Below are 22528 nucleotides of genomic sequence, written 5' to 3' on the forward strand. Positions count from 1 at the left end.
CACGATGCGCGCTCAGCAGCCCTGACCGCTCGCCATCCTGCTCATCGCATCTTTCATTTCTTCAGGTGTGACGTCGCGCTTGTGCGTCGCAACAGACCAGCGGTGCCCGAACGGATCTTCCAGCTGTCCATAGCGGTCACCCCAGAACATGTCGGCCGCGGGCATCGTAATCGTCGCGCCGGCTGCCGCGGCCTGCTGCATCACGGCATCCGCGTCCTCCACGTACAGGTGGATCGTCACCGGCGTGCCTTTCAGCGTTTTCGGCCCGACCATGTGGTAGTCCGGTGCTTCATCGACGAGCATGATCGCGGCGTCGCCGATTCGCAGGCTCGCGTGCATCAGCTTGCCGTCCGGTCCCGCCATCCGGACCAGCTCGACGGCATTGAACGCTTTCTTGTAGAACTCGATCGCGTCGGCCGCGCCTGCGCAAATCAGATGCGGCGTGATCGAATGCATGCCCTCAGGAACGGGTTTGACAGAGGTACTCATGGTGGCGGCTCCTTCATTGGGTTGGGGTAAGGAGGGCCGTGACAAACTCCGCGCCTCCTTCTTCACGACGGGCGGCCACGCTGCAAATCGACACCGCCCGGGAATTTTTTTGACTGCCCGCCGGCCCGATCCGTTCGACTGCGACCGGCTGCCCGGACACACAGCACAGGACGACATGATCTGCCCCCAGGGTTTCCATCCACAACATATCGGGCGCCCTTCTGCCGATAACACAGGGAGGCAGGGTTGTTTCATTCATCGTTCGGTACGGGCACACGAGGTTGCCGTAATGCAAACACTTAGCTTCCGAAAGAAACTCTGGTTGCCGCTGGTCGTCAGCCTGCTCGCGCTGCTTCTCGTTTCGGTGGCCGCCGCGTGGCAGTCGCGGCAGACGCGTATCGAGGAACGCAAGAACGATCTCGTCAACGTCGCGCATGTTGGTCTGAGCATTGTCACCGAATACGCGGCGCTAGCGAAAAGCGGCGCGCTCACCGAAGCAGAAGCGCGCAAACAGGCGCTCGACCGCCTGCGTGACGTGCGTTACGGCGAGGACGGTTACTTCCTCGTCCTCGATTCGACGCCGCGGATGGTGATGCATCCGATCAAGCCGGCCACGAACGGCAAGGACCTGCGCAGCAGCGCGGACGCCGACGGCCGCCACCACTACGTGACGTTCGCGACGGTCGCGCAGCAGCCCGAAGGCGGCTTCGTCGACTATGTGTTCACGCGTCCCAATGCGAAAGACGGCGCGGCGGTCGACAAGATCGGTTACGTGGTGCGCTACGCGCCGTGGGACTGGATCATCGCCACCGGCGCCTACGTCGACGATATCAACGCTGCGCTCGTGCGCTCGCTGTGGTTCGCGGCCGGCGTGTTCGTCCTGCTGGCGACGCTCCTCGCGACCCTCGTCGCGTTCACGAACCGCAGCATCCAGCGCACGATCGGTGGCGATCCAGCGAGCGCCGCGCGGGTCGCCGATTCGATCGCGGCAGGCGATCTCACGGTTGCGATCGAAACCCGCACCGACGACACAACGAGCCTCATGCTGGCGATGCGCGGCATGCGCGACGCGCTGGGCCGCACGATCGGCCAGATACGCGATTCCGCCGACCAGGTCGCCACCGCATCGCGCGAAATCGCCACCGGCAACGCCGACCTTTCCGCGCGCACCGAAAGCCAGGCGGCATCGCTCGAGGAAGCAGCATCGAGCATGGAGGAAATCACCTCGATGCTGCGCCAGACCGCCGATCACGCGGGTACCGCCAGCCAGCTCGCGAGCGGCGCCGTGCAGATCGCCGGTCGCGGCGAGACGATGGTGATGGAGGTCGTCACCGCGATGCGCGGTATCTCCGACGAATCGCGCAAGATGGAGGACATCGTCGGCGTCATCGAAGGCATCGCGTTCCAGACCAACATCCTCGCGCTCAATGCCGCTGTCGAAGCGGCACGCGCGGGCGAAGAGGGACGCGGCTTCGCGGTGGTCGCGGGCGAGGTGCGCACGCTTGCGCAGCGCAGCGCGACGGCCGCGAAGGAAATCCGCGCGCTGATCCAGAGCGCGGTCGGCAAGGTGGGCACGGGCGCGGCGCTCGTCGAACGCACAGGTGAGACGATCCAGGAGACGCGCACGGCGATTGCGCGCGTGACGGACGTCGTGCAGGAAATCGCGGCGGCCGCGGCGCAGCAGAGCACGGGCGTCGAGCAGGTCAACTCCGCGGTCGCGCAGATGGATACGATGACGCAGCAAAACGCCGCGCTCGTCGAAGAGGCTGCTGCGGCGGCGGAATCGCTCGAGGAACAGGCGCGGCAGTTGCAGGCCGTGATCGTGAGTTTTCGCACCGGCCATTCCGATGCGAATGATGAATGGCACGGCATGGCTGCGGCGGGCGCGGCGTCGAAGCCGGCGCCTCGCGCGAATCAGGCGCGCCGGCAAGTGCCTGCGTAGATTGCGGGTATTGCCCTCATGCGCCGCTGGGCGCGGCTCACCGGTACAGGCAAACCGGTCTGCCGCGAACAGCGAACGATGCAGACGACACGCGCGGACCTACCGTGAAGCCGGATGGTCCTTGCTGCGCAGCGTGGCGGGCACGCCATAGAGCAGGATCAACGCACACGCGAGGCTCGTTGCACCGATCACGTAGAGCGCTGGCGTCGTGCTGCCGGTCAGGTCCCTGATGCGACCCACCATCACCGGGCTCACGATGCCGCCGAGCTGCCCGAGCGTATTGATGAGCGCGATGCCGCCGGCCGCCCCGGCACCCGTCAGGAGCTTCGGCGGAAGCGCCCAGAACGCGGGAATCGATGCCACCACCCCTGCCCCCATCACGCCGAGCGCAACAATCAACCAGGTGGTCTGCCTGTCGAAATAACCGGCCGCGAAGAACCCGAGCGCGGCCATCACCAGCAGTGCGCAGACAAACTTGCGCCGCTCCCCTGTTGCATCCGACATGCGCCCCACCACGACCATGCAGATCGCACCACACAGATACGGCACGGCGGTTAGCAGACCGATGACCGTCGGATTCTGCGTGCCGGCGGCACGGATCAGGTGCGGCGCCCAGAAATTCAGCCCGTACGACGCGACCTGGATCAGGAAATAGATCAGGCCCAGCGTAAGAAAGCCGGGAGTCTTTATCGCACCGCCGAGCGAATGGCCGCCGGTATCGCGCGGTTCCTGCTGCGTGATCCGCGCGGAAAGGTACTGTTTTTCCGCACCGGAGAGCCAGGGTGCGTCTTCGATGCGGTCCTTCAGCACCTTGAGCACAAGTACACCCAGCAACACGCATGGCAGGCCGCCCAGCAGAAACAGCCAGTGCCAGCCCGGCATGCCCCACGTGCCGCTCAGGTGCCCAAGCACGAGCCCCGACAGCGGTGCGCCGACCAGCCCCGAAAACGCCGATGCCAGAAACAGCAGCGACGTGATGCGCCCGCGATAGCTCGCCGGGAACCAGAGCGTCAGGTAATACAGCACGCCGGGTGCAAACCCCGCTTCCATCGCGCCAATGAGAAAGCGCAACCCGTAAAACTGCCACTCGGTGTGGACGAAGACCATCGCCGCCGTCGCGAGTCCCCACGAAATCATGATGCGTGCGATCCAGCGCCGCGCGCCGACTTTGTACAGCAACATGTTGCCCGGCACTTCGAAGAGCACATAACCGATCACGAAGAGACTCGCGCCGAGTCCATACGCGGTGTTGGTGAATCCAAGATCGTGCTGCAACTGGAACTTCGCGAAACTGATGTTGATCCGGTCAAAAAACGCGAACAGGTAGCAGATCATGATCAACGGCATCAGTCGCCAGGCGACCTTGCGGATGATCGTGTTCGTTCCCTGCCGGGTTTCCGGAATCTGCCCGGCTTCGTGATCCCGCGGATTGCCGAGGGCGCCCAGATCGCTCATGTCTGTCTCCTGTGCCGGACTCGCGCGTGCGCGGTCCGGTCGAATGTCAATGAAAAGGTGGGAATGGTGTTAAACGATGCTGCGAACGTAGTCCGGCACGGGATGCACGTCGCAATTGCGGCCGGCTTTCGCAAGCTGTCCCGGCACGTCGTGACCGAGCAGCGCAGGCAGTACACGCGACAGTTCGAGCAGCTTCACGAGATCGATGCCAGTCGGAATGCCCATCTCGTCACACAGATTGACGAGATCTTCCGTGCAGATGTTGCCCGACGCGCCCGGGGCAAACGGACAGCCGCCGAGGCCGCCAAGCGCCGCGTCGAAACGCCGTGCGCCCGCTTCATACGCGGCCAGCACGTTCGCGAGGCCCAGACCGCGTGTGTTGTGAAAGTGCAGCGTCAACGCGTCAGGGCCGACGCGTTCGAGCGCGCGCGCGACGATGCGCGCCACCTGACGCGGATTCGCCATGCCGGTGGTGTCCGCGAGCGTCACCCCTTGCAGGCCGAGTTCGAGATACGTGTCGACGGTTGCCATCACGCGGTCTTCGTCGATTGCACCTTCGAACGGGCAGCCGAACGCGGTCGCCACCGTGCCGTTCAGCGACACATGCGAACCCTTGACAAGGCTCACGATATCGGCAAAGCCCGCCAGCGACTGCTCGCAGCTCATGCGCATGTTCGCGCGGTTGTGCGTCTGGCTCGCGGACATCACGAGGTTCAGTTCGTCGGCGAGTGCGGCGACCGCGCGCTGCGCGCCCTTCACGTTCGGCACCAGCGCAACGTAGATCACATCGGAAGACCGTTTGATGCGGTCAAACACCGCGTCGCCGTCGCGCAATGCCGGGATCGCTTTCGGCGAGACAAACGAGCCGGCTTCGATACGCGAGAATCCGGCGCCCGAAAGCTGATCGATCAACGCGACCTTGTCGTCGGTTTCGACCCATGTCGGCTCGATTTGCAGCCCGTCGCGCGGGGCGACTTCCTGCACGATCAACGTGTCGTGCAGCAGGTTGGGCGCGCCGTTCATTGCACCGCTCCCGCGCGGCGCAACTGCTCGATTTCAGGCGCGCTGAAGCCGAGTTCCGCCAGCACCGGGTCCGTGTGTTCGCCCAGCGTCGGGCCTTGCCAGCGCACCGCGCCCGGTGTGTCGGACAGCTTCGGCACGATGCCCGGCATCCTGACCGGCGTGCCGTCCGGCAAGCTCGCCTGAAGCAGCATCTCGCGCGCCGCGTAATGCGGATCGGCGACGATGTCGGCGATCGAATAAATGCGGCCGGCCGGCACCTGTGCCCGTTCGAGCGCGGCAAGAATGTCGCTGGTCGAATGGTGCGAGGTCCATGCGGTGATCGCCGCGTCGAGCATCGTGCTCTGCGCGGCACGGCCGTCGTTATGCGCAAGCGCCGGGTCATCGGCGAGATCGTCACGGCCGATCACCTGCATCAGGCGCCGGAAAATCGGGTCGCTGTTGCCCGCGATCACGACGTAGCCGCCATCTTCGCTGCGATACGTGTTCGATGGCGCGATTCCCGGCAGCGCGCCGCCGCTGCGTTCACGCACGTGTCCGAGCAGATCGTATTCGGGCACGAGGCTTTCCATCAGGTTGAACACACTTTCCACCAGCGACACGTCGACAACCTGGCCGTCGCCCTGTCCCGTCTTCACGCGCAGCACCGACATCAGCGCGCCGATCACGCCGTGCAGCGAAGCGAGCGAATCGCCCAGACTCACACCGACGCGTGCCGGCGCGCCGTCAACGTCGCCTGTCGTGTAACGGATACCGCCCATTGCCTCGCCGATCGCGCCAAAGCCCGGACGGTCGCGATACGGGCCCGACTGGCCGTATCCGGAGATACGCACCATCGTGAGCCTGGGGTTGATTCCGTGCAGCACGTCCCAGCCGAGGCCGAGACGTTCGAGCGCGCCGGGGCGCAGGTTTTCGATGACGATATCGACGTCGGCCGCGAGGCATTTGACGACGGCGACGCCTTCGGTGGATTTCAGGTTCACGCAGATCGACTTCTTGTTGCGCGACTGCAGATACCACCACAGCGACGTGCCTTCGTGCAGCTTGCGCCATTTGCGCAGCGGATCGCCGTCGTTCGGCGCTTCGATCTTGATGACTTCCGCACCGAATTCCGCCAGCATCCTGGCAGCGAACGGCGCGGCGATAAGGGTGCCGATTTCGATGACCCGAATCCCCTTCAAGGGTCCACTCATGATGCTGTCTCCCGATCGTGTTTCGAATGGGAGCCAGCTTATGGGCGACGCTCGCGCGGCGTCCAGCCGCAATCCGGCAACGAGCGTTCGCCAGACGCGAACGCTCGCCAGCGGCAGGGTTCAGGCACCCGGCGCCACACCCGTGCGAGCTTCAACGGTACACAGATGATCGAACAGCAGGCGACTCACGGGCGACAGCGCGTCGGGATCGCGCACGACGATCAGCAGGCTGCGCGCGGCCCACGCTTCATCGAGCGTCACGGCGGTGAGGCCGAGTGAACGGCCAATCGCGTTGTACACGTGCAGCGGCAGCACGCCGACACCCATGCCCGCCTGCACCATCCGGCATACGGCATCGAAACCGGGCACGTGGATGCGCAGCCGCAACGGCTTGCCCGCCTGGCGCGCGGCGAGATGCGTGCGCATGTTGATCGAACTCGCGGCATGCAGGCCCACGTGGTCGCTGTCGAGCGTGTCGGCGAACGTCACGCTTTCGCGCGTGGCGAGCGGATGGTCGTCGCGCATCACAATCACGAGCCGGTCGTGCCGATAGTGGGTGACGTGCAGGCCACGCGTGTCGGCGTCGCCCGAACAGATGCCGAGATCGACGAGGCTGTCGGCCACGCCGCCGATCACCCCGCCGCTTGGCCGCTCCTCGAGTTCGATGCGCACGCGCTCGTTGCCCGCGAGAAACGCGCGCAGGTCTTCGGGCAGGAATTCGACGATCGCCGACAGGTTCGCCATCATCCGCACATAGCCGATCACCCCGCTCGCGTGCTCCGCGAGTTCCAGGCCGATGTTCTCGATGTCGCGCAACACCCGCCGCGCGTGATGCAGCAACGTCTCGCCGGCCGCGGTCAGTTCCATGCCACGGGCCTTTCTCACGAAGAGCGCGGAGCCCACCGCATGTTCGAGTTCGAGCAGACGCTTGCTCGCGGCCGACACCGCAATGGCTTCGCGCTCGGCCGCGCGCGTGAGCGTGCGCTCCTCGTACACGGCCAGAAACAGTTGCAGCGTCGTGAGATCGAGTTTTCTCAGGAGATTGGTGAGAGCCATACCTGGTGGGTGTAACGCGGAAAACCGCATTTTGACCTGAATTGGCAGCGGTCGTCTGCCGCTCGTGGGTTCGCGGGGCGCGGCCTGCCCGGCGGGCAGGATCCGTACGCGCCCCGCGTGGGGCCCCGTCCCTGCCCCCGCAACGACGTTTCGCCCCAGCCTGAAACGTCGTTGCCCGCGTGTCGCGCACACTGTGAACTCGCGCCGGAGATCATCCGGACGATCCCACAGGAGCGCATCGCATGACACTCACCTGCTTCATCCGCTACCAGATCGACCCGTTCCAGCGCGACGCGTTCAAAGCGTACGCGGAGCAATGGGGGCGCATTATTCCGCGTTGCGGCGGACATCTCGTCGGCTATTTCCTGCCGCATGAAGGCACCAGCGACATCGCGTGGGGACTGGTCGCCTTCGAAAGCCTCGCCGCTTACGAAGCGTATCGAACACGCCTCAAGACCGATCCGGAATCCGTCGCGAACTTCCGCATGGCGCAAGCGAAACGTTTCATCCTGCGTGAAGAACGCACGTTTGCCGAAGTCGTGGATGGCACGTTCTGCATTCCAGCGCAGCGCGTTACCCCATAGCGACAGAATGTTTTCCATCGCTGATTCGGCGCGATTCGCGCGTATTCGATGCTATAGCGTCGAATGCGCTTCGCCGTCAGATCGATAGCAGGATTTCTCGTTTCAGTTGCGCCGGGGTGACCTCTACCATGTGCAATCGTCATCACATGGACCCGCTATGTCGACTTCGCTCAGCCTTGAACTGGATTCGGTCACGCTCGCCGAACAATACGACCGGCTCGGTACGCGCCAGTTTCATCACGGTCTCGAACTGCTCGACGTGCTCGCGGTGCAAAGCGGCGAGAAGGTGCTCGACATCGGCTGCGGCACCGGCCTGCTGACCGGGGCCGTGGCGGAACGCACCGGTCCGGACGGCGAAGTGCTGGGCATCGATCCGCTCGCGCTGCGCGTCGAACTCGCGCGAAAACGCGCACAGGGGCGCTTCGATGCACGCGTCGGCCGTGCCGAAGCGCTGCACGACGTGCCGGATGCGCATTACGACGTCGTCTACTTCAACAGCGTGATTCACTGGATACCCGATCAGCTGGTCGCGCTTCAGCACGCGTTTCGCGTGCTGAAGCCGGGCGGCCGCGTCGGCTTCACGACGATGTCGCAGGAAGCGCCGCACGATCTGCACGTCGTGCTGCACGCGCTGCTGGCCCGCGAGCCGCGCTGGCAGGCCACGCGTGTCGGCGCGCCGCATCAGCTCACGCAGGAGCGCGCCGCGTTGCTGCTCGCGGCGGCCGGCTTTAACGTGACGCACAACGAAATTCGCGAGTTCGACGACGCGTTCGAAACCGTCGACGAAGTGATCGCGTTCAGCCGCGCCAGTTCGTTCGGCAACTTCCTCTCCGCGCTCGACGAAGCCGATGACGTGCGCGTGCGGCAACTGCTGGGCGATGCGCTCGAAGTGAAACGCGGACCACGCGGCATCGCGTTGAAACGGCGCATGACGTTCGCAGCCGGACGCAGGCCGGCCGTGCAGTAATCATGAAATGTCCGTGCAATCACCGGGCTGCGGCTTCGGTTTCGTGCGCAACCTCGATAAAGCAGGCTCGCCGGCGGCGCTGCGCCCGTCACGCGAACGAACAACACAAGACACACGGAGCACACGATGAGCAATAACAAACGGCAGATCAAACTCGGCGCGTTTCTGATGGAAACAGGCCACCACATCGCAGCGTGGCGGCACCCGGACGCGCACGCGACCGGCGGACTCGACTTCGCGCACTACGCCGAAGTGGCGAAAATAGCCGAGCGGGCAAAGTTCGACACGATCTTCTTCGCGGACAGCGTCAGCGTGCGCGACACGAACCTCGCTTCGCTCTCCCGCACCGCGCGCGCCGATCATTTCGAACCGTTGACGCTGCTCTCGGCGCTGTCGGTGGTCACACAAAACATCGGCCTGATCGCGACCGTCTCGACGACCTTCAACGAGCCGTACAACCTTGCGCGCAAGTTCGCGTCGCTCGACCATCTGAGTGGCGGACGATCAGGCTGGAACCTCGTCACGTCGAGCACGGAATCGGAAGCGCTTAACTTCAGCTTCGAAAAGCATCCTGACCACGCGCTGCGTTATGAACGCGCGCACGAGTTCTACGATGTCGTCGCGGGCCTCTGGGATAGCTGGGAAGACGATGCGTTCCTGCGCGACAAGGAAAGCGGCGTCTATTTCGATCCGGAAAAACTGCACGTGCTGAATCATCGCGGCAAACATTTCCAGGTGCGCGGACCGCTGAACGTCGCGCGTTCGCCGCAGGGCTGGCCAGTCGTCGTGCAGGCGGGCGCGTCGGACGCGGGCCGGGAACTCGCGGCGCAAACGGCCGAAGTGATCTTCGTCGCCCATCAGACGCTCGAGGAAGCGCAGACGTTCTATCGCGACATCAAGGGCCAGTTGCCGAAATACGGCCGGCAAGCCGATCACCTGAAGATCATGCCGGGCATCTTTCCTGTCGTTGGCCGCACGCAGGACGAAGCGCGCCGCAAATTCGACGCGCTTCAGGACCTCATCCATCCGACCGTCGGTCTTTCGCTGCTGTCGAACATGTCGGGGGATGTGGACCTGTCGTCATATCCGGTCGACGGTCCGTTGCCGGATCTGCCGGAAACCAACGGCGGCAAGAGCCGGCAACGCCTGCTGTTCGATCTCGCACGCCGCGAGAACCTGACGATCCGCGACCTGTATCTGCGCATCGCGGGCGCGCGTGGACACCAGCAGGTCGTCGGCACACCCGAAAGTATCGCGGACCAGTTGCAGCAATGGTTCGAGGAAGAAGGCGCGGACGGCTTCAACATCATGTCGCCGTGGCTGCCGGGCGGGCTGTCCGATTTCGCCGAGCTCGTGGTGCCGGAATTGCAGCGACGCGGCCTTTTTCGCACTGAATACGAAGGACGCACGCTGCGCGAAAATCTGGGCCTGCCGCGCCCGCAAAACCGGCATGCGCAGCAACAGCGTCAGGAGGAGGCTGCGGGTTGAGCGACAGTTGCTGTGCGACGAAGCGTGCGCTTCAGGAAGCGCACGCCCGCCTCGACGATCGCGAGGCGGTGAAGGCCTATCTGTTCGGAATCGCTTTCGGCGCCGTCATGATCGTGAGTCTTGCGCTGGCGGTCACCGCGTTGATGCGCTGGTTCGTCAACGCGTAACGCTGTCACCGCGCGCGATCATGCCTGGCCGAGCTGCTGCGCGAGTGTCTTCGTGTACGGCGTTTCGACGTCGCCCGTGTGTTTCGTGCTCACCGTTTCGATGAGCACGATCCAGCACTCTTCCTGCGCCACCGGCTTGTGCAGCACGCCGCGCGGCACGACGTGCAGCGATCCAGGTGCAAGACTCACCGTGCGGCCGTTTTCATACTCGATGTCGAGATGGCCGCGCACGACGTAAAAGAGTTCGTCCTCTTCGGCATGGCTGTGCCACGCGAACTCGCCCTGCACCTTCGCGACCTTCACATACTGGTCGTTGACCTGCGCGACGACATTCGGCGACCAGTGTTCATGGACCGCATCGAAGGCTGTTGCAAGGTCAACCGTTTCAGCAAACGCACGCATCATTTTCTCCGTGTTGGAACTATTGAAGCGGCCGGAAGCACGCACAACGCGAGCGTGGCAGCGTCAGGGGTACACGCTTCAACGCTCGTTCGATCGAATAAACCCTGGAGCGTGGCGCAACCCAAGCACGTCGAGATACGTGTCGAGCGAGCGCTGCACCGACTCCGCGACCAGCCGCGTGATGTCGGTGTAGTCACTGCTCACGCAGGCCTTGTCGAGGGCGTCGTAGTAAGCGAGCCGATCCTCCTTGCGGATGATCGCGGGCGGATAGCCCGCCTTCATCAACTCGAAGTTGAGCAGGAGCCGTCCCGTCCGCCCGTTACCATCGATGAACGGATGGATCTTCACGAATCGCGTGTGCAGTTCCGCTGCGCGCTCGACCGGATGCATCGGAGCGGTCTGGCCGTACCAGTCGATCAGCCCGGCCATTTCGGCCGGCAGATGCAGGAAGTCCGGCGGGGTCGTGCTTGCACCCGCGATCACGACGTTCTCGTGGCGATACCGGCCAGCTTCGCCAGCGTCGATGTTTTTCAGCACGAGCGCGTGAATATCACGAATCTGCCACTCCGACAGCGCCTCGTCCTTCGAGACAATGTCCTCGACATAGAGAATCGCGTCACGATGGTTCGTTGCCTCGAAGTGCTCGCGAAGGGACTTTCCGCCAACCGTGATGCCTTCGAGCACCACCTTCGTTTCCCGCAGCGTCAGCGTGTTGCCTTCGATTGCATTCGAGTGATACGTCCACTCCAGCATGAGCTTCTCGCGCAGCGAGGCAACCGTGTTCGGAGGCAGCGGGCGCGCAGCGTCGAGCGCCGCCTTGCCGGCGTCGACAGTACTGAGCAGCGCGACAGTTTGATTCGGCATTTGCTTCTCGAAGTGAGACTCGTTGCCCGTCAGTATATATCCCCATTCGCCTGCAATTCTGCCTGATCCCGTGCTACCGGCAAGTAGTCAATCGCGCCAACCGTCGCCCTGGTTCCAGGAAAGACGAAGCGCTACACCTGGCAAATATAATAGCCGGATGACCCAAAACCTCGATATCACGCTCGTGCGCCCCGATCTGGCGACTACCGCGTGGCCCGCATCGACTGTACGCTCCGATCTCGAGATTCCCCGTGCCGCACGGCCCGGCATCGCGATCAACCTCCATATGCCGGCACACGGCGGCGATGCAGCCACACTCGAATTCACGCGCTTTCTGCGAGCCGAACTGATACGGTAACGCGAAGCTGCGTGAGCGGCCCCGGCAAAACCCAACGCGGAACTTGTGTACGCGCCCCGCTGTCGGTTTGAATGGCGGCTGCGTACTGGCCCGTAAACTGCTCCTGTGACTGCCGCTGTCTTTAATGTCCACCGGACTCCTATGCGCAAAATCCTTCTCGCCTGTCTTCTGTTCATGTTCGCGCTCTCCGCGCTCGCTGCGTCGGCACCCGCCGCCGCGCCGGCCACGGGCGCGAGCAGCGCCGCGCCCCTGCGGCTCACGCCCGAAGAAGCCCGTCAGGCACTCGACGTGCTGAACGATCCCACGCGGCGCAGCCAGATCGAGGACACGCTGCGCGCCGTGGCCGCCGCTGGCGCACTGAGCGCGCTACCCGCATCGGCGCCTGCGTCGGCATCCAGCGCCACCGCGGCGAGCGGCGTACCCGCGGCGTTCGAGCGCAACGGTCTCGCTTCGCAACTCGCTCGTCAGGGCGCGCACTGGCTCGCGCACGGCGGCGCTTCGCTGCGTCATTCGGTGGCGGCTTTGCTCGATGTGTCGTCGGTGCGCGCGTGGTGGCACAACGCGCTCGTGAACCCGGACCGTCGCGCGCTGCTCGGCCGCGTCGTCCTGGCGTTGCTCGTCGCGCTGGTGCCCGCGCTCGCGTTCGAATGGCTGGCGCACCGCCTGCTGCGTCGCCCCCGCGAAGCACTCATCGCGCGTCACGCAAAACGCGCCAGCGAAGCAAAACAGAAAGAACAGGAGCAGGAGCCACAGGACGCGGCGCTCACGTCATCCGTGACGCCGCTGCCGGACACGTCCACACCGGCCGACGCGAGCCAGCAGGCGCACAACGCGGCGCATCACTGGTCATTGCTGGTCCGTCTGCCAGGCGCCCTGCTCCATACGATTTTCAAGGCGCTGCCGGTTGTCGTCTTCATGATTGTCGCGACCGTGCTGATGTCGATCCTCACCGACGACAACACCGCCGACGGCCGCGTGCTCGACGCGCTGATCGACCTCTACGTGTCGTGCCGCGGCGCGGTGATCATCAGCGGCTTTTTCCTGCAGCCTGACGCGCCCGCGCTGCGTCTGTGGCGCATGGGCGACCCGTGGGCCGCGCTCGTACACCGGTGGGTGATCGCGATCGCCAGCGTGGTTGGCGTCGGCGCGGGTCTTGCTGAAACCGCCTCGCAGCTCGGCATGAACGAAGACGCCCATCTCGCGCTGCTGAAAACCGTCGCGCTGATCGCACACGTGATGGTGTCGATCCTGATCCTGCAATGCCGCCAGCCGGTCGCCGCGCGGATTCGCGCGCGCGTCGCACGCATGCCGTCGATGGAGATCGCCGGCGACTGGCTCGCCGACGGCTGGGCCTACGTTGCGGTGTTCGCCGTGATGGCGCTCTGGTTCGTCTGGGCGCTCGACGTACACAACGGCTATCAGGCGCTGCTGCATCTCGGCACGATCTCGCTCGCCGTGCTGGTGGCCGCGCGCGTCGTGTCGATCCTGGTCATCGGTGCGCTCGGGCGCGCGTTCAATGTCGACGAAGACGCGCAGGCATCGATCGCGCAACAGCACGCCTCACGCTATTACCCGCTCGCACGGCGCACGGTGTCGACGCTGCTGATCGTGATCACCGCGCTGGTGCTGCTGCAGGTGTGGGGTCTGAACGTCGCGCAGTTTTTCTCGCGCGGCACGGTCGGCCATCGCCTTGCCTCTGCCGTCGTGACCGTCTCGATTGCGGTGTTTGTCGCGCTCGTCGTGTGGGAATGGGTGAACGTGTCGATCGAACGGCGGCTCGCCCAGTGGACGACCGGCGGCGACCTCGTGCGCGCCGCGCGCCTGCGCACGTTGCTGCCGATGCTGCGCTCGGCGCTCTTCATCGTGATCGCGCTCGTCGTCGTGTTGACGGGGCTTAGCGAGCTTGGCGTCAACACGGCGCCGCTGCTGGCGAGCGCGAGCATCTTCGGGGTCGCGCTCGGCTTCGGCTCGCAAAAACTCGTGCAGGATTTCATCACCGGCATTTTCCTGCTGATGGAAAACGCGATGCAGGTGGGCGATTTCGTCACGCTCGCGGGCGTGTCGGGCACGGTCGAGTATCTGTCGATCCGCACGGTGCGTTTGCGCGGCGGCGACGGCTCGCTCTATACGGTGCCGTTCAGTTCGGTGTCGACCGTCAACAACACGAATCGCGGGCTCGGCAACGCGGCGGTACGGGTCAGTATCGCGTACGGGCAGGACGTCGACCGCGCGATCGAAACGCTCAAGGAAATCGGCACCGCGTTGCGCAACGACGATGCGTTCAGGAATGGCATCCTGTCCGACTTCAGCTTCTGGGGCGTCGATGCGGTCGACGGCGCGGCTATCACGCTCGCCGGCCAGATGCAGTGTCGCGACACGGCGCGCTGGTCGGTGCAGCGCGAATTCAACCGGCGCATCGCCGCGACGTTCCAGGCGCGCGACATCCAGATCGCGAATCCGAACCGCAACCTGCTCGTGCAGATGGACGGCACGCCCGGTACCGCAAACGCAGCGCCGGACGCGAAACCCGCTGCAAGTACTCAGGAAACAAAGAGTACGCCGGCTTCGAAAACCGCCAGCGACAACAAAGACGCGTGATGAAGCCGGGAATCGAACGGATCGCGCTCGAAGGCGTAATCGTCGCGCGTTCGTGTCGTGTACCTCCTCACGCGCGACGCCGATCCGTCAAAAGCTCAATGCACCGGGCTTGCCCCGGCGTAGTACGTCGCAGCCGCGTCCATTTCTGCCGGCGTCATCTGGCGCGCGACGTTGCGCATCTGCTCGCTGATGTCGTTGTGACGCGCGCCCGAGGCGAACGCCTGCAACTGCGCCTTCACATACGCGGCCGGCATGCCCTCGAGCCACGGGGCTCCCGCCTTGTTGTCGACGTCACCGTGACACGCGGTACACGACACGATGTTGCGCATCGGCGAGCCGTTCGCGACGATCTCAGGCATCGGCGGGTTCGGCTTCGTGCCCGCGAGAACCGGGCGAGGCAGCGAAGCGTAATACGCCGCCAGATCGCGCATGTCCTGATCGCCCAGACTGCGGACCATCGGTGACATCACCGCATTGGTCCGCGCACCCGACTGAAAATCGAGCAGCTCCTTGTAGATCACAACGGCATACTGCCCCGCGAGATTCGGCGAGTTGGCTTCGCTCATGCCGCGCTCGCCGTGACACATCGTGCAGCGCATCGCGAGCGTCGCACCGCGGCCGATCGAAGGCGCGCCCGAATGCGCGAGCAGTTGCGGCGTGATTTCAACAGTGCTGGTCCGCACTTTCGACTCGACGGGCTCACCGCCCGCGAACCATTTCTGCGGCACACCCGCCGCGCTGCAGATCGCGTTCCAGATACCCTGGAACTGCGGGTCTTTCTGCGCGGACGGCAGCCACACGAACCCGATCAGCACCCCGCACACGACGAGAACAATCGTCGCGCCGACGCTCATCCTGAACCACGGATTGCCCAGCGAGAACAGGCGTTCGTTTCCTGTGTCGTTCATCGCTGTCCTCCCACCGGCACGGCCGGCACGGATGTCTGCGGCTGCGACAGCAACTGCCCGATCGGGTAGCCGTAGTTGGTCACGGTCAACACGACCATCAGCGTGACCCACAGGCTGAAGCCGTTCAGTGCAAGCGGCAGTTTCACCGGCTCATGCACCGCGGTGCTGAAGCGGTATTCCGGCGGCGTGACGCGAGGACCGCGCTGCGTCTGGTACAGGATCACGAAGAACAGGATGGCGGAGATCACGAGAATGAACCCGCCAATCGCCGACATCGTCACCCAGATCGCCTGCGCGGCGATCTCCGGATTCGTGTAATCGTAGAACGCCATGCGGCGCGGCATGCCGAGAATGCCGACGTAGTGCCACGGGAACGTCAGCACCATCATGCCGATGAACCACAGCCACAGTTGCGCGCGCATCATCTTCAGGCTCGTCACCGCGCGACCCGTGAGCTGCGGCCACAGGTCGTAGGCAATCACGAAATACATGATGACGATCGCGCCCGCGAAGATCAGGTGGAAGTGACCGGTGACCCACTGCGTGTTGTGGATCGTCGAATCCATCTGGTAGCTCATGTTGATGATGCCACCCGCCCCGCCGAAGCCGAGCATCACGAACGAGAACGCCACCGCCAGCATCATCGGGTTCTCCCACGGCAGCGCCTTCAGCCAGCCGAGTGCGCCCTTGCCGCCGCGCAGCCGCGCCGCGATCTCGACAGACGCGCTGATCGTGAAGACCGTGAGCAGCGTCGGCACGGCCACGAGCGCCGTGAACACCGAGTGCAGGAACTTGAAGCCCGAGCCGACTTCCGGATCGGCGAACAGATGGTGAATGCCGATCGGCATCGACACCACGAGGAACAGGATGAACGAGATGCGCGCCATCGAGTCGCTGTAGAGCCGCCCGCCGATCGCACGCGGGATGATCGTGTAGTACGCGATATACGCCGGCATCAGCCAGAAGTAGACGATCGCGTGCAGCGTCCACGAGAAGAACACGCGCGCGAGACCGGCGTCGATCGTGTTCGTGAAGCCAAGTGCGACGGGCAGGATCTGGAACAGCAGTTCGAGCGCGGCGCCCACCGCGGTCCAGCCCCACAGATACGCGCCGGCCACGGTGGCGAACATCGCGAGCGGCACCGGCTTGCCTGGATTCTCGCGTTTCCACGCGCGCATGTTGATGCCCATCAGCGCGACCCAGATCCACGAGCCGACCACCACGAGCACGACGCCGATGTAGTAGAACGCGTTGCCGATCATCGGCGGATAGAACGTGTACAGCACCGAGGCGAGGCCCATCGCGACCGGCACCATCGCCGTGACGGCGCCGACGAGCACCAGCCAGAAACCGGCCCACGCCCAGCGCAGGCCGACGAGCGGACGCTTGAGCGCGAGTTCGGAGACGGCATAGCCGAAGCCCATCGCGATCAGTGTCGGGAACACATAGCCCATGGCGGAGCCGTGGGCCGTCACCGAGCGGTAGTAATGCTCCGGATTTTGCAGCCACGGATGCAGCGGACTGCGCACGTACATCTGCCACGCGCCCAGCAGCAGCGCGACGCCGAACGCGGCGAACGCCAGCCAGAAATGCGCGAGAACGACCCGTTTGCTATTGAACACAGCTGACCCTCCGCGAACCGGCCGCCATCTGCGCGAACGTTGTCTTGTCCACGACCTTGACGTGCGCCCACATGCCCTGGTGCCCGACGCCGCAGTATTCATGGCACGGCATCAGATGGTCGCCGGGTTGATCGAATGTCGTCCTGAAGGTCGAGACGTAGCCGGGTTCGAGCATCGAGTTGATGTTGGTATGGGTAATCAGAAGGCCGTGTATGACATCCGCGCTGGTGGCGCGGAACGTGACGGGCGTGTTTGCCGGCACCACGAGGCATTGCGGCGTGAACGAATACTGCTGCGCGACGAGACGCACCGTGACCGAGCCGTCGCCTTCGCTCGCGGTGCCGAGATTGCTCTCGATGAATTCGCCGGATACGTGCAGCGAACGCGGATCGATGGTCTCGACGCGCGAAGGCGGCATCATCGCCCAGTGCAGGCCGGTGTAGACCACCATCGCGACCAGCACCGTGACGATGCCGACGACGAGCATCGCCCAGCGCCGCTCGACGCGCGCGGCGACTTCTTCCGATGACGAACTGTGGGGAGCGGGAGTCATTGCCATGCAAGGTGCCTCACTGGATCACGCCGCGCGGCAGAAACACGATGAAATAGAACGCAAACCACAGGCCGATGACGATGGCCGTGGCAATGCCCGCGAGTGCAATCGCGCCGCTCGGGCCGCGGCCGACGATCTTGTCCACGGCCTCGTCCTCCGCGCTACGCGCGTGGCCGGAAGGGGAATCGCTCATGCTTTCCTCGATATGCTCAAAATGCTGTGACGATGCGCTCAATAAAGCGGCGCGGTGCGCAACGCGTTCGCTTCCTTGCCGCTCACCGGCGTGCCGTGATTGCCCCACGCGGTGCGGATGTACGTGACGACAGCCGCCACCTCTTCATCCGACAGCGTGTGCGCGAACGGCGGCATGCCATACGGCGACGGATTCTTCATCGTGCCCGGCGGATAGCCGCCGTTGAGCACCATGCGAACCGGGTTCACCGCCGAGGTCATCAGGATCGACTGGTTCTGCGCGAGCGGCGGGAAATGCGGCACCTTGCCCTTGCCGTCGATACCATGACAGAGCGCGCACTGCGCGTCGTAGATCTTCTTGCCGAGCGGATACAGGCGGTTCTTTTCCTCAGTGACCGCCACTGTCGGCGGGCTCGCGCTCTGGCCGCTGCGGGCCGGCAGGCTCTTCAGATAGACGGCCATCGCGCGGATGTCTTCGTCCGACATGTATTGCAGGCTGTCGTAGACGACCTCGGCCATCGGCCCGTACACCGCGCCGCGCTTCGAGACGCCCGTCTGCAGCAGATCGGAAATCTCCTCGATGCTCCAGTCGCCGAGACCCGCTTCCCGGTTCGACGTGAGCGACGGCGCGTACCAGTTCTGCATCGGAATCAGGCCGCCTTCGAATGCCTTCGAGGCTGAGCTGCCGCCGAGCGCGTTGATCGCGGTGTGGCACATCGCGCAGTGCCCCGGACCGTCGACGAGATACGCGCCCCGGTTCCATTCGACGGACTGCGTGGGATCGGCCTTGTATTCGCCCTGACGGAAATACAGCGTGCGCCAGCCCAGCAGCAGCTCGCGCTTGTTGAACGGAAAGCGCAGCGTGTGCGGACGGTTCGGCTGATGGACGGCGGGCACCGACATCAGGTACGCGTACATCGCGTCCGAGTCCTCACGCGTCATGCGCGTGTACGACGCGTAGGGCATCGCGGGATAGAGGATCGTGCCGTCCTTCGACTTGCCTTCGTGCAGCATCCGGTAGAAGTCGTCGGCACTCCATGAGCCGATGCCGGTTTCCTTGTCGGGCGTGATGTTCGGCGTGTAGAGCGTGCCGAACGGCGTATCCATCGGCCGCGTGCCGGCGAAGAGCTTGCCGGCCGGCATCGTGTGACACGCGACGCAGTCGCTTGCGCGGGCGAGATATTCGCCGCGCGCGACGAGGCTGGCGTTGTCTTTCGACGCGGCGCCCTGTGCATGCGCAGCCGCCACCGCCAGAGAGGACAGCGCGACGGCGCACGCGGCGCGGCGCGTGAAGGTCTTGAGCGTTCTGACGTATCGGAGAGCGTGCAATCCAGTTCTCCGGTTAGTGAGGGACGCTGCCGCAAACTAGCGGCATCTTGAGCGAACCGGCGGCGACCGGAGACGGATCGGCCGGTGCTTTCTGCGAAGCGAGCCACGCGGCGACGGCGGTGATGTCCCGCTCGCTCAGGTGGGTTGCGACGACCTTCATGCAATCGGGCGCGGCCGTGCTGCGCGTGCCGTAACGCCATGCGCCAAGCTGCGCGCTCAGGTAATCCGCGTGCAGCCCGAGCAGGCCCGGAATGGCCGGTTCCATGCCGGTCAGCGCGCCGCCATGGCACGCGACGCAGGCAGGAATCTGACGCGACGCATCGCCATGCGTGACGAGCGTCTGCCCAAGCGCGAGCGTTGCCTCGTCGACCGTCGGCGTGGAAGGCGGCGGGAACGGCGGACGTTCAGCGGCGAAGTAATCGGCGATCTTGTGCAGATACGGGTCGGGGAGATACGCGAGCAGATAGTTCATCGGCGGATATTTGCGCCGGCCGTCACGGAATGCGAGCAGCTGGTTGTACAGATACCCGGCGGGCTTGCCGGACAGACGCGGGAAGTAGTCGTTATCGGTGCCCTCGCCGCGCTGGCCGTGACAGGCCGCGCAGGCGAGCACCCGGGCGTGCATCGTGTCGGGCGCCTGACCGGAAGCCGCGTCCGCGGCGAATGCCGTCAGGCTCGAACACGCAAGAAGCGCGATCGCAATGAGTGTCCGCCGTTTTACCACCTCGACCCTCTCAGGTTGCTGATGCATTGGTCTGTCGCGCAAACGGCAGCCGGCAACCCGGCGAAACTCTTAATACCGTCATGCGCGAATTTTTTTCTCCGGAAGATGTATCGCCCGTGGCGATCATCAAGGTCCGGCGCATTCTAAGGCTGCTGTACGGCTATACGAGTTATAGAAAACTGAAGCGAAAATTACCATAACGGCTTTCAGGCGTGCGTATTCAGATACCTGGCGATTTGAGCAGGAACAATCTTGCGATATATTTTTGAGACAGGAAAAGATGGCAACGCAAAAAACAACAATCGTGCTCGTCTGCAAGCCATATTCGATTGAATGTGTTATGGCCTTTAACTATTGCATCGGCATGACCATTGGCGTTTTTCCGCGTCCTTGCGTGCGGCGGTCCTCCGACAAACTGGTTACCTGAAAAAACATTAAACTGGTAATTTTTAAGAACCACTTCATCGCCTAATCTTGATTTTGTCGCGCGATCCTGCGCACATCAACCGATCAGGGGAAACCGCCATGACTTCACGTCTCGACTTTTATTCAGCCAATCCGCATGCCATCAAGGCAGTCCTCGCGCTTGAAGAACGCATCGGCAAATCGGGTATCGAAAAATCGCTTGCCGAACTGGTGCGTCTGCGCGCATCCCAGATCAACGGCTGTGCGTACTGCGTCGACATGCACGTCGCCGATGCACGCAAGGGCGGCGAAACCGAACGCCGTCTGGCAACGGTCGTCGTGTGGCGCGAAACGCCGTTCTTCACGGACCGCGAACGTGCCGCGCTCGAATGGACCGAAGCCCTCACGCTCGTGGCGCGGGATCACGTGCCGGACGCCGTCTGGGAAGCGGTTCGCCCGCACTTCAGCGACGAGGAAATCGTCGACCTGACGCTGCTCATCAACGCGATCAACACGTGGAACCGCTTTGCAATCGGATTCCGTAAAACGCCGGCCTGAACCGGCCACGCATGGTGCGTGCCGGCGAAGCGGTGCGGCCACGCGCCCCCTTCACTTCAAGCCGAGACGTTTTGCGAGCCGGTTCAGGTTTGCGCGATCGAGGCCAAGCTCACGTGCCGCTGACGCCCAGTTGCGATCGTTGCGCACGAGCGCCTCGCTGATGAGCGTGCGCTCGTAGCCTTCGACGGCCGCGCGGAAATCCGCCGGCGCGTCCACGGCGTCGCCATTCGCGGTACCCGCCGCCGAAGCCAGCGCGTGCCGCGCTTCGGACAACGCCAGATCGTCCTGCGTCAGCGTGAGAATGCGCGGACGGTGTCCGTGGCGCGAGAGCGCTTTGAGCGCGCTGCGCCCGATCAGATGCTCCAGTTCGCGCACGTTGCCCGGCCACGTGTACGCGAGCAGCGCCGCCTGCGCCTCGTTCGAAAGCCGCAGGCTCAACAGCCCGAGCCGCGAACGGTTCTCTTCGAGAAAGAAGCCGGCGATCAGCAGCACGTCGCGCCCGCGTTCGCGCAGCGGCGGCGCCCACAACGGGTACACGCTCAGACGATGATAGAAATCCGCGCGAAAGCGGCCTTCGCGCACTTCCTCGGCGAGGTCGCGATTGGTCGCGGCGATCAGCCGCACGTCGACCTTGTGTTCGTTGTCCGACCCGATGCGCTGGATCTGCCCGTTCTGCAGCACGCGCAGCAGCTTCGCCTGCACGCCGAGCGGCAGTTCGCCCACTTCGTCGAGAAAAAGCGTGCCGCCGTCCGCGAGTTCGAATTTGCCGCGACGGTCCGCCGACGCGCCCGAAAACGCCCCCCGCACGTGGCCGAACAGTTCGCTTTCGACGAGCGTGTCGGGCAGCGCCGCGCAGTTCAGGCTGATCATCGGCTTGCTGGCGCGCGGCGACAGCCCGTGGATGGCGTTCGCGACGAGTTCCTTGCCGACGCCCGTCTCGCCCGTGATCAGCACCGTCAGGTCGCTGTTGGCGACCAAGGCGATCTCGTTCATCAGGCGCTTGTGCTGCGGGCTGCTGCCGATCATCTCGCGACGCGTCTCGCTGCTCGCCAGCCGGTACGCCTCGGCGCGCGCCCGCTCTTCCTCCGAACTGCGCGCGAGCGTGTCGATGCGGTCGACCACGCTGACGGTCGCCGCCGCGAGACTCAGGAACGCCTGCAGCGAAGGCAGATCGAGCGCGTCGAACTGGGAAGGATCGAGCGCGTCGAGCGTCAGGAGGCCCCACAGGCGCCCGTCGATATACAGCGGGCAACCGAGGCAGTCGTGTACTTCCAGATGGCCCTCGATCGCCTGCACCAGACCGTCGTACGGATCGGGCAGGCCGGAATCGGCGGCAAAACGGGTGGGCTCGCGCTGCGACAGCAGTTGCGCGAAGCGCGGATGGTCGCTCACGCGAAAGCGCCGGCCCAGCGTGTCGCTGCTCAAGCCGTTGATCGCGAGCGGCACCAGCGTGTCGCCCTCGAGCCGCAACAGCGCGGCGGCGTCGCCGGGAAAGAGCGTGCGCAAGGTGTCGAGCAGACGCCGGAAACGCTCGGCCGGGGGCAGCTCGCGCGACAGGTCCTCGACGAGCGGAATCAGTGCGTCCAGTACCGCATGAACAGTCAGAGTGACTACATCGGTAGTCTTTTCGACTCGTGTCATATCAACTACACCA

At 64.5% G+C, this 22528-nt stretch carries 22 protein-coding genes; 8 read left to right on the top strand and 14 right to left on the bottom strand.

The annotated features are described in order from the left end of the window. Positions 1-12: 12 nt before the first annotated feature. Positions 13-489 (bottom strand): VOC family protein, encoded by a 477-nt coding sequence (locus BLV45_RS14275; protein WP_090534057.1) that lies wholly within the window; start codon positions 487-489, stop codon positions 13-15. A 289-nt stretch (positions 490-778) separates the two neighbouring features. On the opposite strand from BLV45_RS14275, the gene BLV45_RS14280 reads away from it, so the two are divergent. Continuing rightward, positions 779-2431, top strand: coding sequence for a methyl-accepting chemotaxis protein (locus BLV45_RS14280; protein WP_090534059.1), 1653 nt, complete (start codon positions 779-781; stop codon positions 2429-2431). Positions 2432-2530: 99 nt separating this feature from the next. Here the strand turns inward: BLV45_RS14280 and BLV45_RS14285 are convergent, their stop codons facing one another. The 4 genes from BLV45_RS14285 to BLV45_RS14300 form a co-directional block, all read right to left on the bottom strand. Continuing rightward, positions 2531-3886 carry an MFS transporter gene (locus BLV45_RS14285; protein WP_090534061.1) on the bottom strand — a complete coding sequence of 452 codons (1356 nt, stop codon included), beginning with the start codon at positions 3884-3886 and terminating at the stop codon, positions 2531-2533. A gap of 69 nt (positions 3887-3955) precedes the next feature. Next, positions 3956-4909, bottom strand: a complete 954-nt coding sequence (locus tag BLV45_RS14290) for a hydroxymethylglutaryl-CoA lyase (RefSeq protein ID WP_090534063.1) — start codon at positions 4907-4909, stop codon at positions 3956-3958. After that, the gene (locus BLV45_RS14295; protein ID WP_090534064.1) at positions 4906-6099 is read right to left on the bottom strand and encodes a CaiB/BaiF CoA transferase family protein; all 1194 of its coding nucleotides are present in this window, start codon (positions 6097-6099) and stop codon (positions 4906-4908) included. Before BLV45_RS14295 ends, BLV45_RS14290 begins: the two co-directional genes overlap by 4 nt. A 120-nt stretch (positions 6100-6219) precedes the next feature. Then, positions 6220-7155, bottom strand: a complete 936-nt coding sequence (locus tag BLV45_RS14300; RefSeq protein WP_090534067.1) for a LysR family transcriptional regulator — start codon at positions 7153-7155, stop codon at positions 6220-6222. Positions 7156-7397: 242 nt separating this feature from the next. Between BLV45_RS14300 and BLV45_RS14305 the strand changes: the two genes are divergently transcribed. From BLV45_RS14305 to BLV45_RS27550, 4 genes are all read left to right on the top strand, one after another. Continuing rightward, positions 7398-7739: an NIPSNAP family protein gene (locus tag BLV45_RS14305; protein WP_090534069.1), complete on the top strand. Its 342-nt coding sequence runs from the start codon at positions 7398-7400 to the stop codon at positions 7737-7739. A gap of 157 nt (positions 7740-7896) precedes the next feature. Then, positions 7897-8706: a class I SAM-dependent methyltransferase gene (locus tag BLV45_RS14310; RefSeq protein WP_090534071.1), complete on the top strand. Its 810-nt coding sequence runs from the start codon at positions 7897-7899 to the stop codon at positions 8704-8706. Between the two features lie 126 nt (positions 8707-8832). Beyond that, positions 8833-10194 carry an LLM class flavin-dependent oxidoreductase gene (locus BLV45_RS14315; protein WP_090534073.1) on the top strand — a complete coding sequence of 454 codons (1362 nt, stop codon included), beginning with the start codon at positions 8833-8835 and terminating at the stop codon, positions 10192-10194. Then, positions 10191-10361 (top strand): hypothetical protein, encoded by a 171-nt coding sequence (locus BLV45_RS27550; RefSeq protein ID WP_176954166.1) that lies wholly within the window; start codon positions 10191-10193, stop codon positions 10359-10361. The genes BLV45_RS14315 and BLV45_RS27550 overlap by 4 nt, the downstream gene beginning before the upstream one ends. Positions 10362-10379: 18 nt before the next feature. Here the strand turns inward: BLV45_RS27550 and BLV45_RS14320 are convergent, their stop codons facing one another. Beyond that, entirely contained in the window at positions 10380-10763 is a 384-nt protein-coding gene (locus BLV45_RS14320) for a cupin domain-containing protein (protein WP_407671015.1), read from the bottom strand. 78 nt (positions 10764-10841) lie between these two features. Continuing rightward, positions 10842-11627, bottom strand: coding sequence for a Fic family protein (locus BLV45_RS14325; protein WP_090534077.1), 786 nt, complete (start codon positions 11625-11627; stop codon positions 10842-10844). Positions 11628-11784: 157 nt separating this feature from the next. Between BLV45_RS14325 and BLV45_RS14330 the strand changes: the two genes are divergently transcribed. Both BLV45_RS14330 and BLV45_RS14335 read left to right on the top strand, forming a co-directional pair. Further along, complete coding sequence (locus BLV45_RS14330; RefSeq protein WP_090534079.1) at positions 11785-11985, top strand: hypothetical protein; 201 nt, start codon at positions 11785-11787, stop codon at positions 11983-11985. A gap of 141 nt (positions 11986-12126) precedes the next feature. Beyond that, positions 12127-14583, top strand: a complete 2457-nt coding sequence (locus BLV45_RS14335) for a mechanosensitive ion channel family protein (RefSeq protein WP_090534081.1) — start codon at positions 12127-12129, stop codon at positions 14581-14583. A gap of 95 nt (positions 14584-14678) precedes the next feature. Here BLV45_RS14335 and BLV45_RS14340 read toward each other — a convergent pair whose 3' ends face one another. The 6 genes from BLV45_RS14340 to BLV45_RS14365 all read right to left on the bottom strand — a co-directional run bounded on the left by BLV45_RS14340 (position 14679) and on the right by BLV45_RS14365 (position 19812). Further along, the gene (locus BLV45_RS14340; protein ID WP_090534083.1) at positions 14679-15491 is read right to left on the bottom strand and encodes a c-type cytochrome; all 813 of its coding nucleotides are present in this window, start codon (positions 15489-15491) and stop codon (positions 14679-14681) included. Beyond that, positions 15488-17113 (bottom strand): b(o/a)3-type cytochrome-c oxidase subunit 1, encoded by a 1626-nt coding sequence (locus tag BLV45_RS14345; RefSeq protein ID WP_090534085.1) that lies wholly within the window; start codon positions 17111-17113, stop codon positions 15488-15490. Before BLV45_RS14345 ends, BLV45_RS14340 begins: the two co-directional genes overlap by 4 nt. Then, entirely contained in the window at positions 17103-17672 is a 570-nt protein-coding gene (locus BLV45_RS14350; protein WP_090534087.1) for a cupredoxin domain-containing protein, read from the bottom strand. Before BLV45_RS14350 ends, BLV45_RS14345 begins: the two co-directional genes overlap by 11 nt. 10 nt (positions 17673-17682) lie before the next feature. Then, positions 17683-17859 (bottom strand): hypothetical protein, encoded by a 177-nt coding sequence (locus BLV45_RS27555; RefSeq protein ID WP_090534668.1) that lies wholly within the window; start codon positions 17857-17859, stop codon positions 17683-17685. Between the two features lie 38 nt (positions 17860-17897). Then, positions 17898-19112 (bottom strand): c-type cytochrome, encoded by a 1215-nt coding sequence (locus tag BLV45_RS14360; protein WP_245753306.1) that lies wholly within the window; start codon positions 19110-19112, stop codon positions 17898-17900. Positions 19113-19200: 88 nt separating this feature from the next. Next, complete coding sequence (locus BLV45_RS14365) at positions 19201-19812, bottom strand: c-type cytochrome (RefSeq protein WP_245753307.1); 612 nt, start codon at positions 19810-19812, stop codon at positions 19201-19203. A gap of 624 nt (positions 19813-20436) precedes the next feature. On the opposite strand from BLV45_RS14365, the gene BLV45_RS14370 reads away from it, so the two are divergent. Next, complete coding sequence (locus BLV45_RS14370) at positions 20437-20874, top strand: carboxymuconolactone decarboxylase family protein (RefSeq protein ID WP_090534094.1); 438 nt, start codon at positions 20437-20439, stop codon at positions 20872-20874. Between the two features lie 51 nt (positions 20875-20925). On the opposite strand, the gene norR is transcribed toward BLV45_RS14370, so the two are convergent. After that, on the bottom strand, positions 20926-22515 hold the full coding sequence (gene norR / locus BLV45_RS14375) for a nitric oxide reductase transcriptional regulator NorR (protein ID WP_090534096.1): 1590 nt from the start codon (positions 22513-22515) through the stop codon (positions 20926-20928). Between the last annotated feature and the right edge of the window lie 13 nt (positions 22516-22528).

The organism is Paraburkholderia sartisoli (assembly GCF_900107685.1).
In the GTDB taxonomy this organism is placed as follows: Bacteria; Pseudomonadota; Gammaproteobacteria; order Burkholderiales; family Burkholderiaceae; genus Paraburkholderia; species Paraburkholderia sartisoli.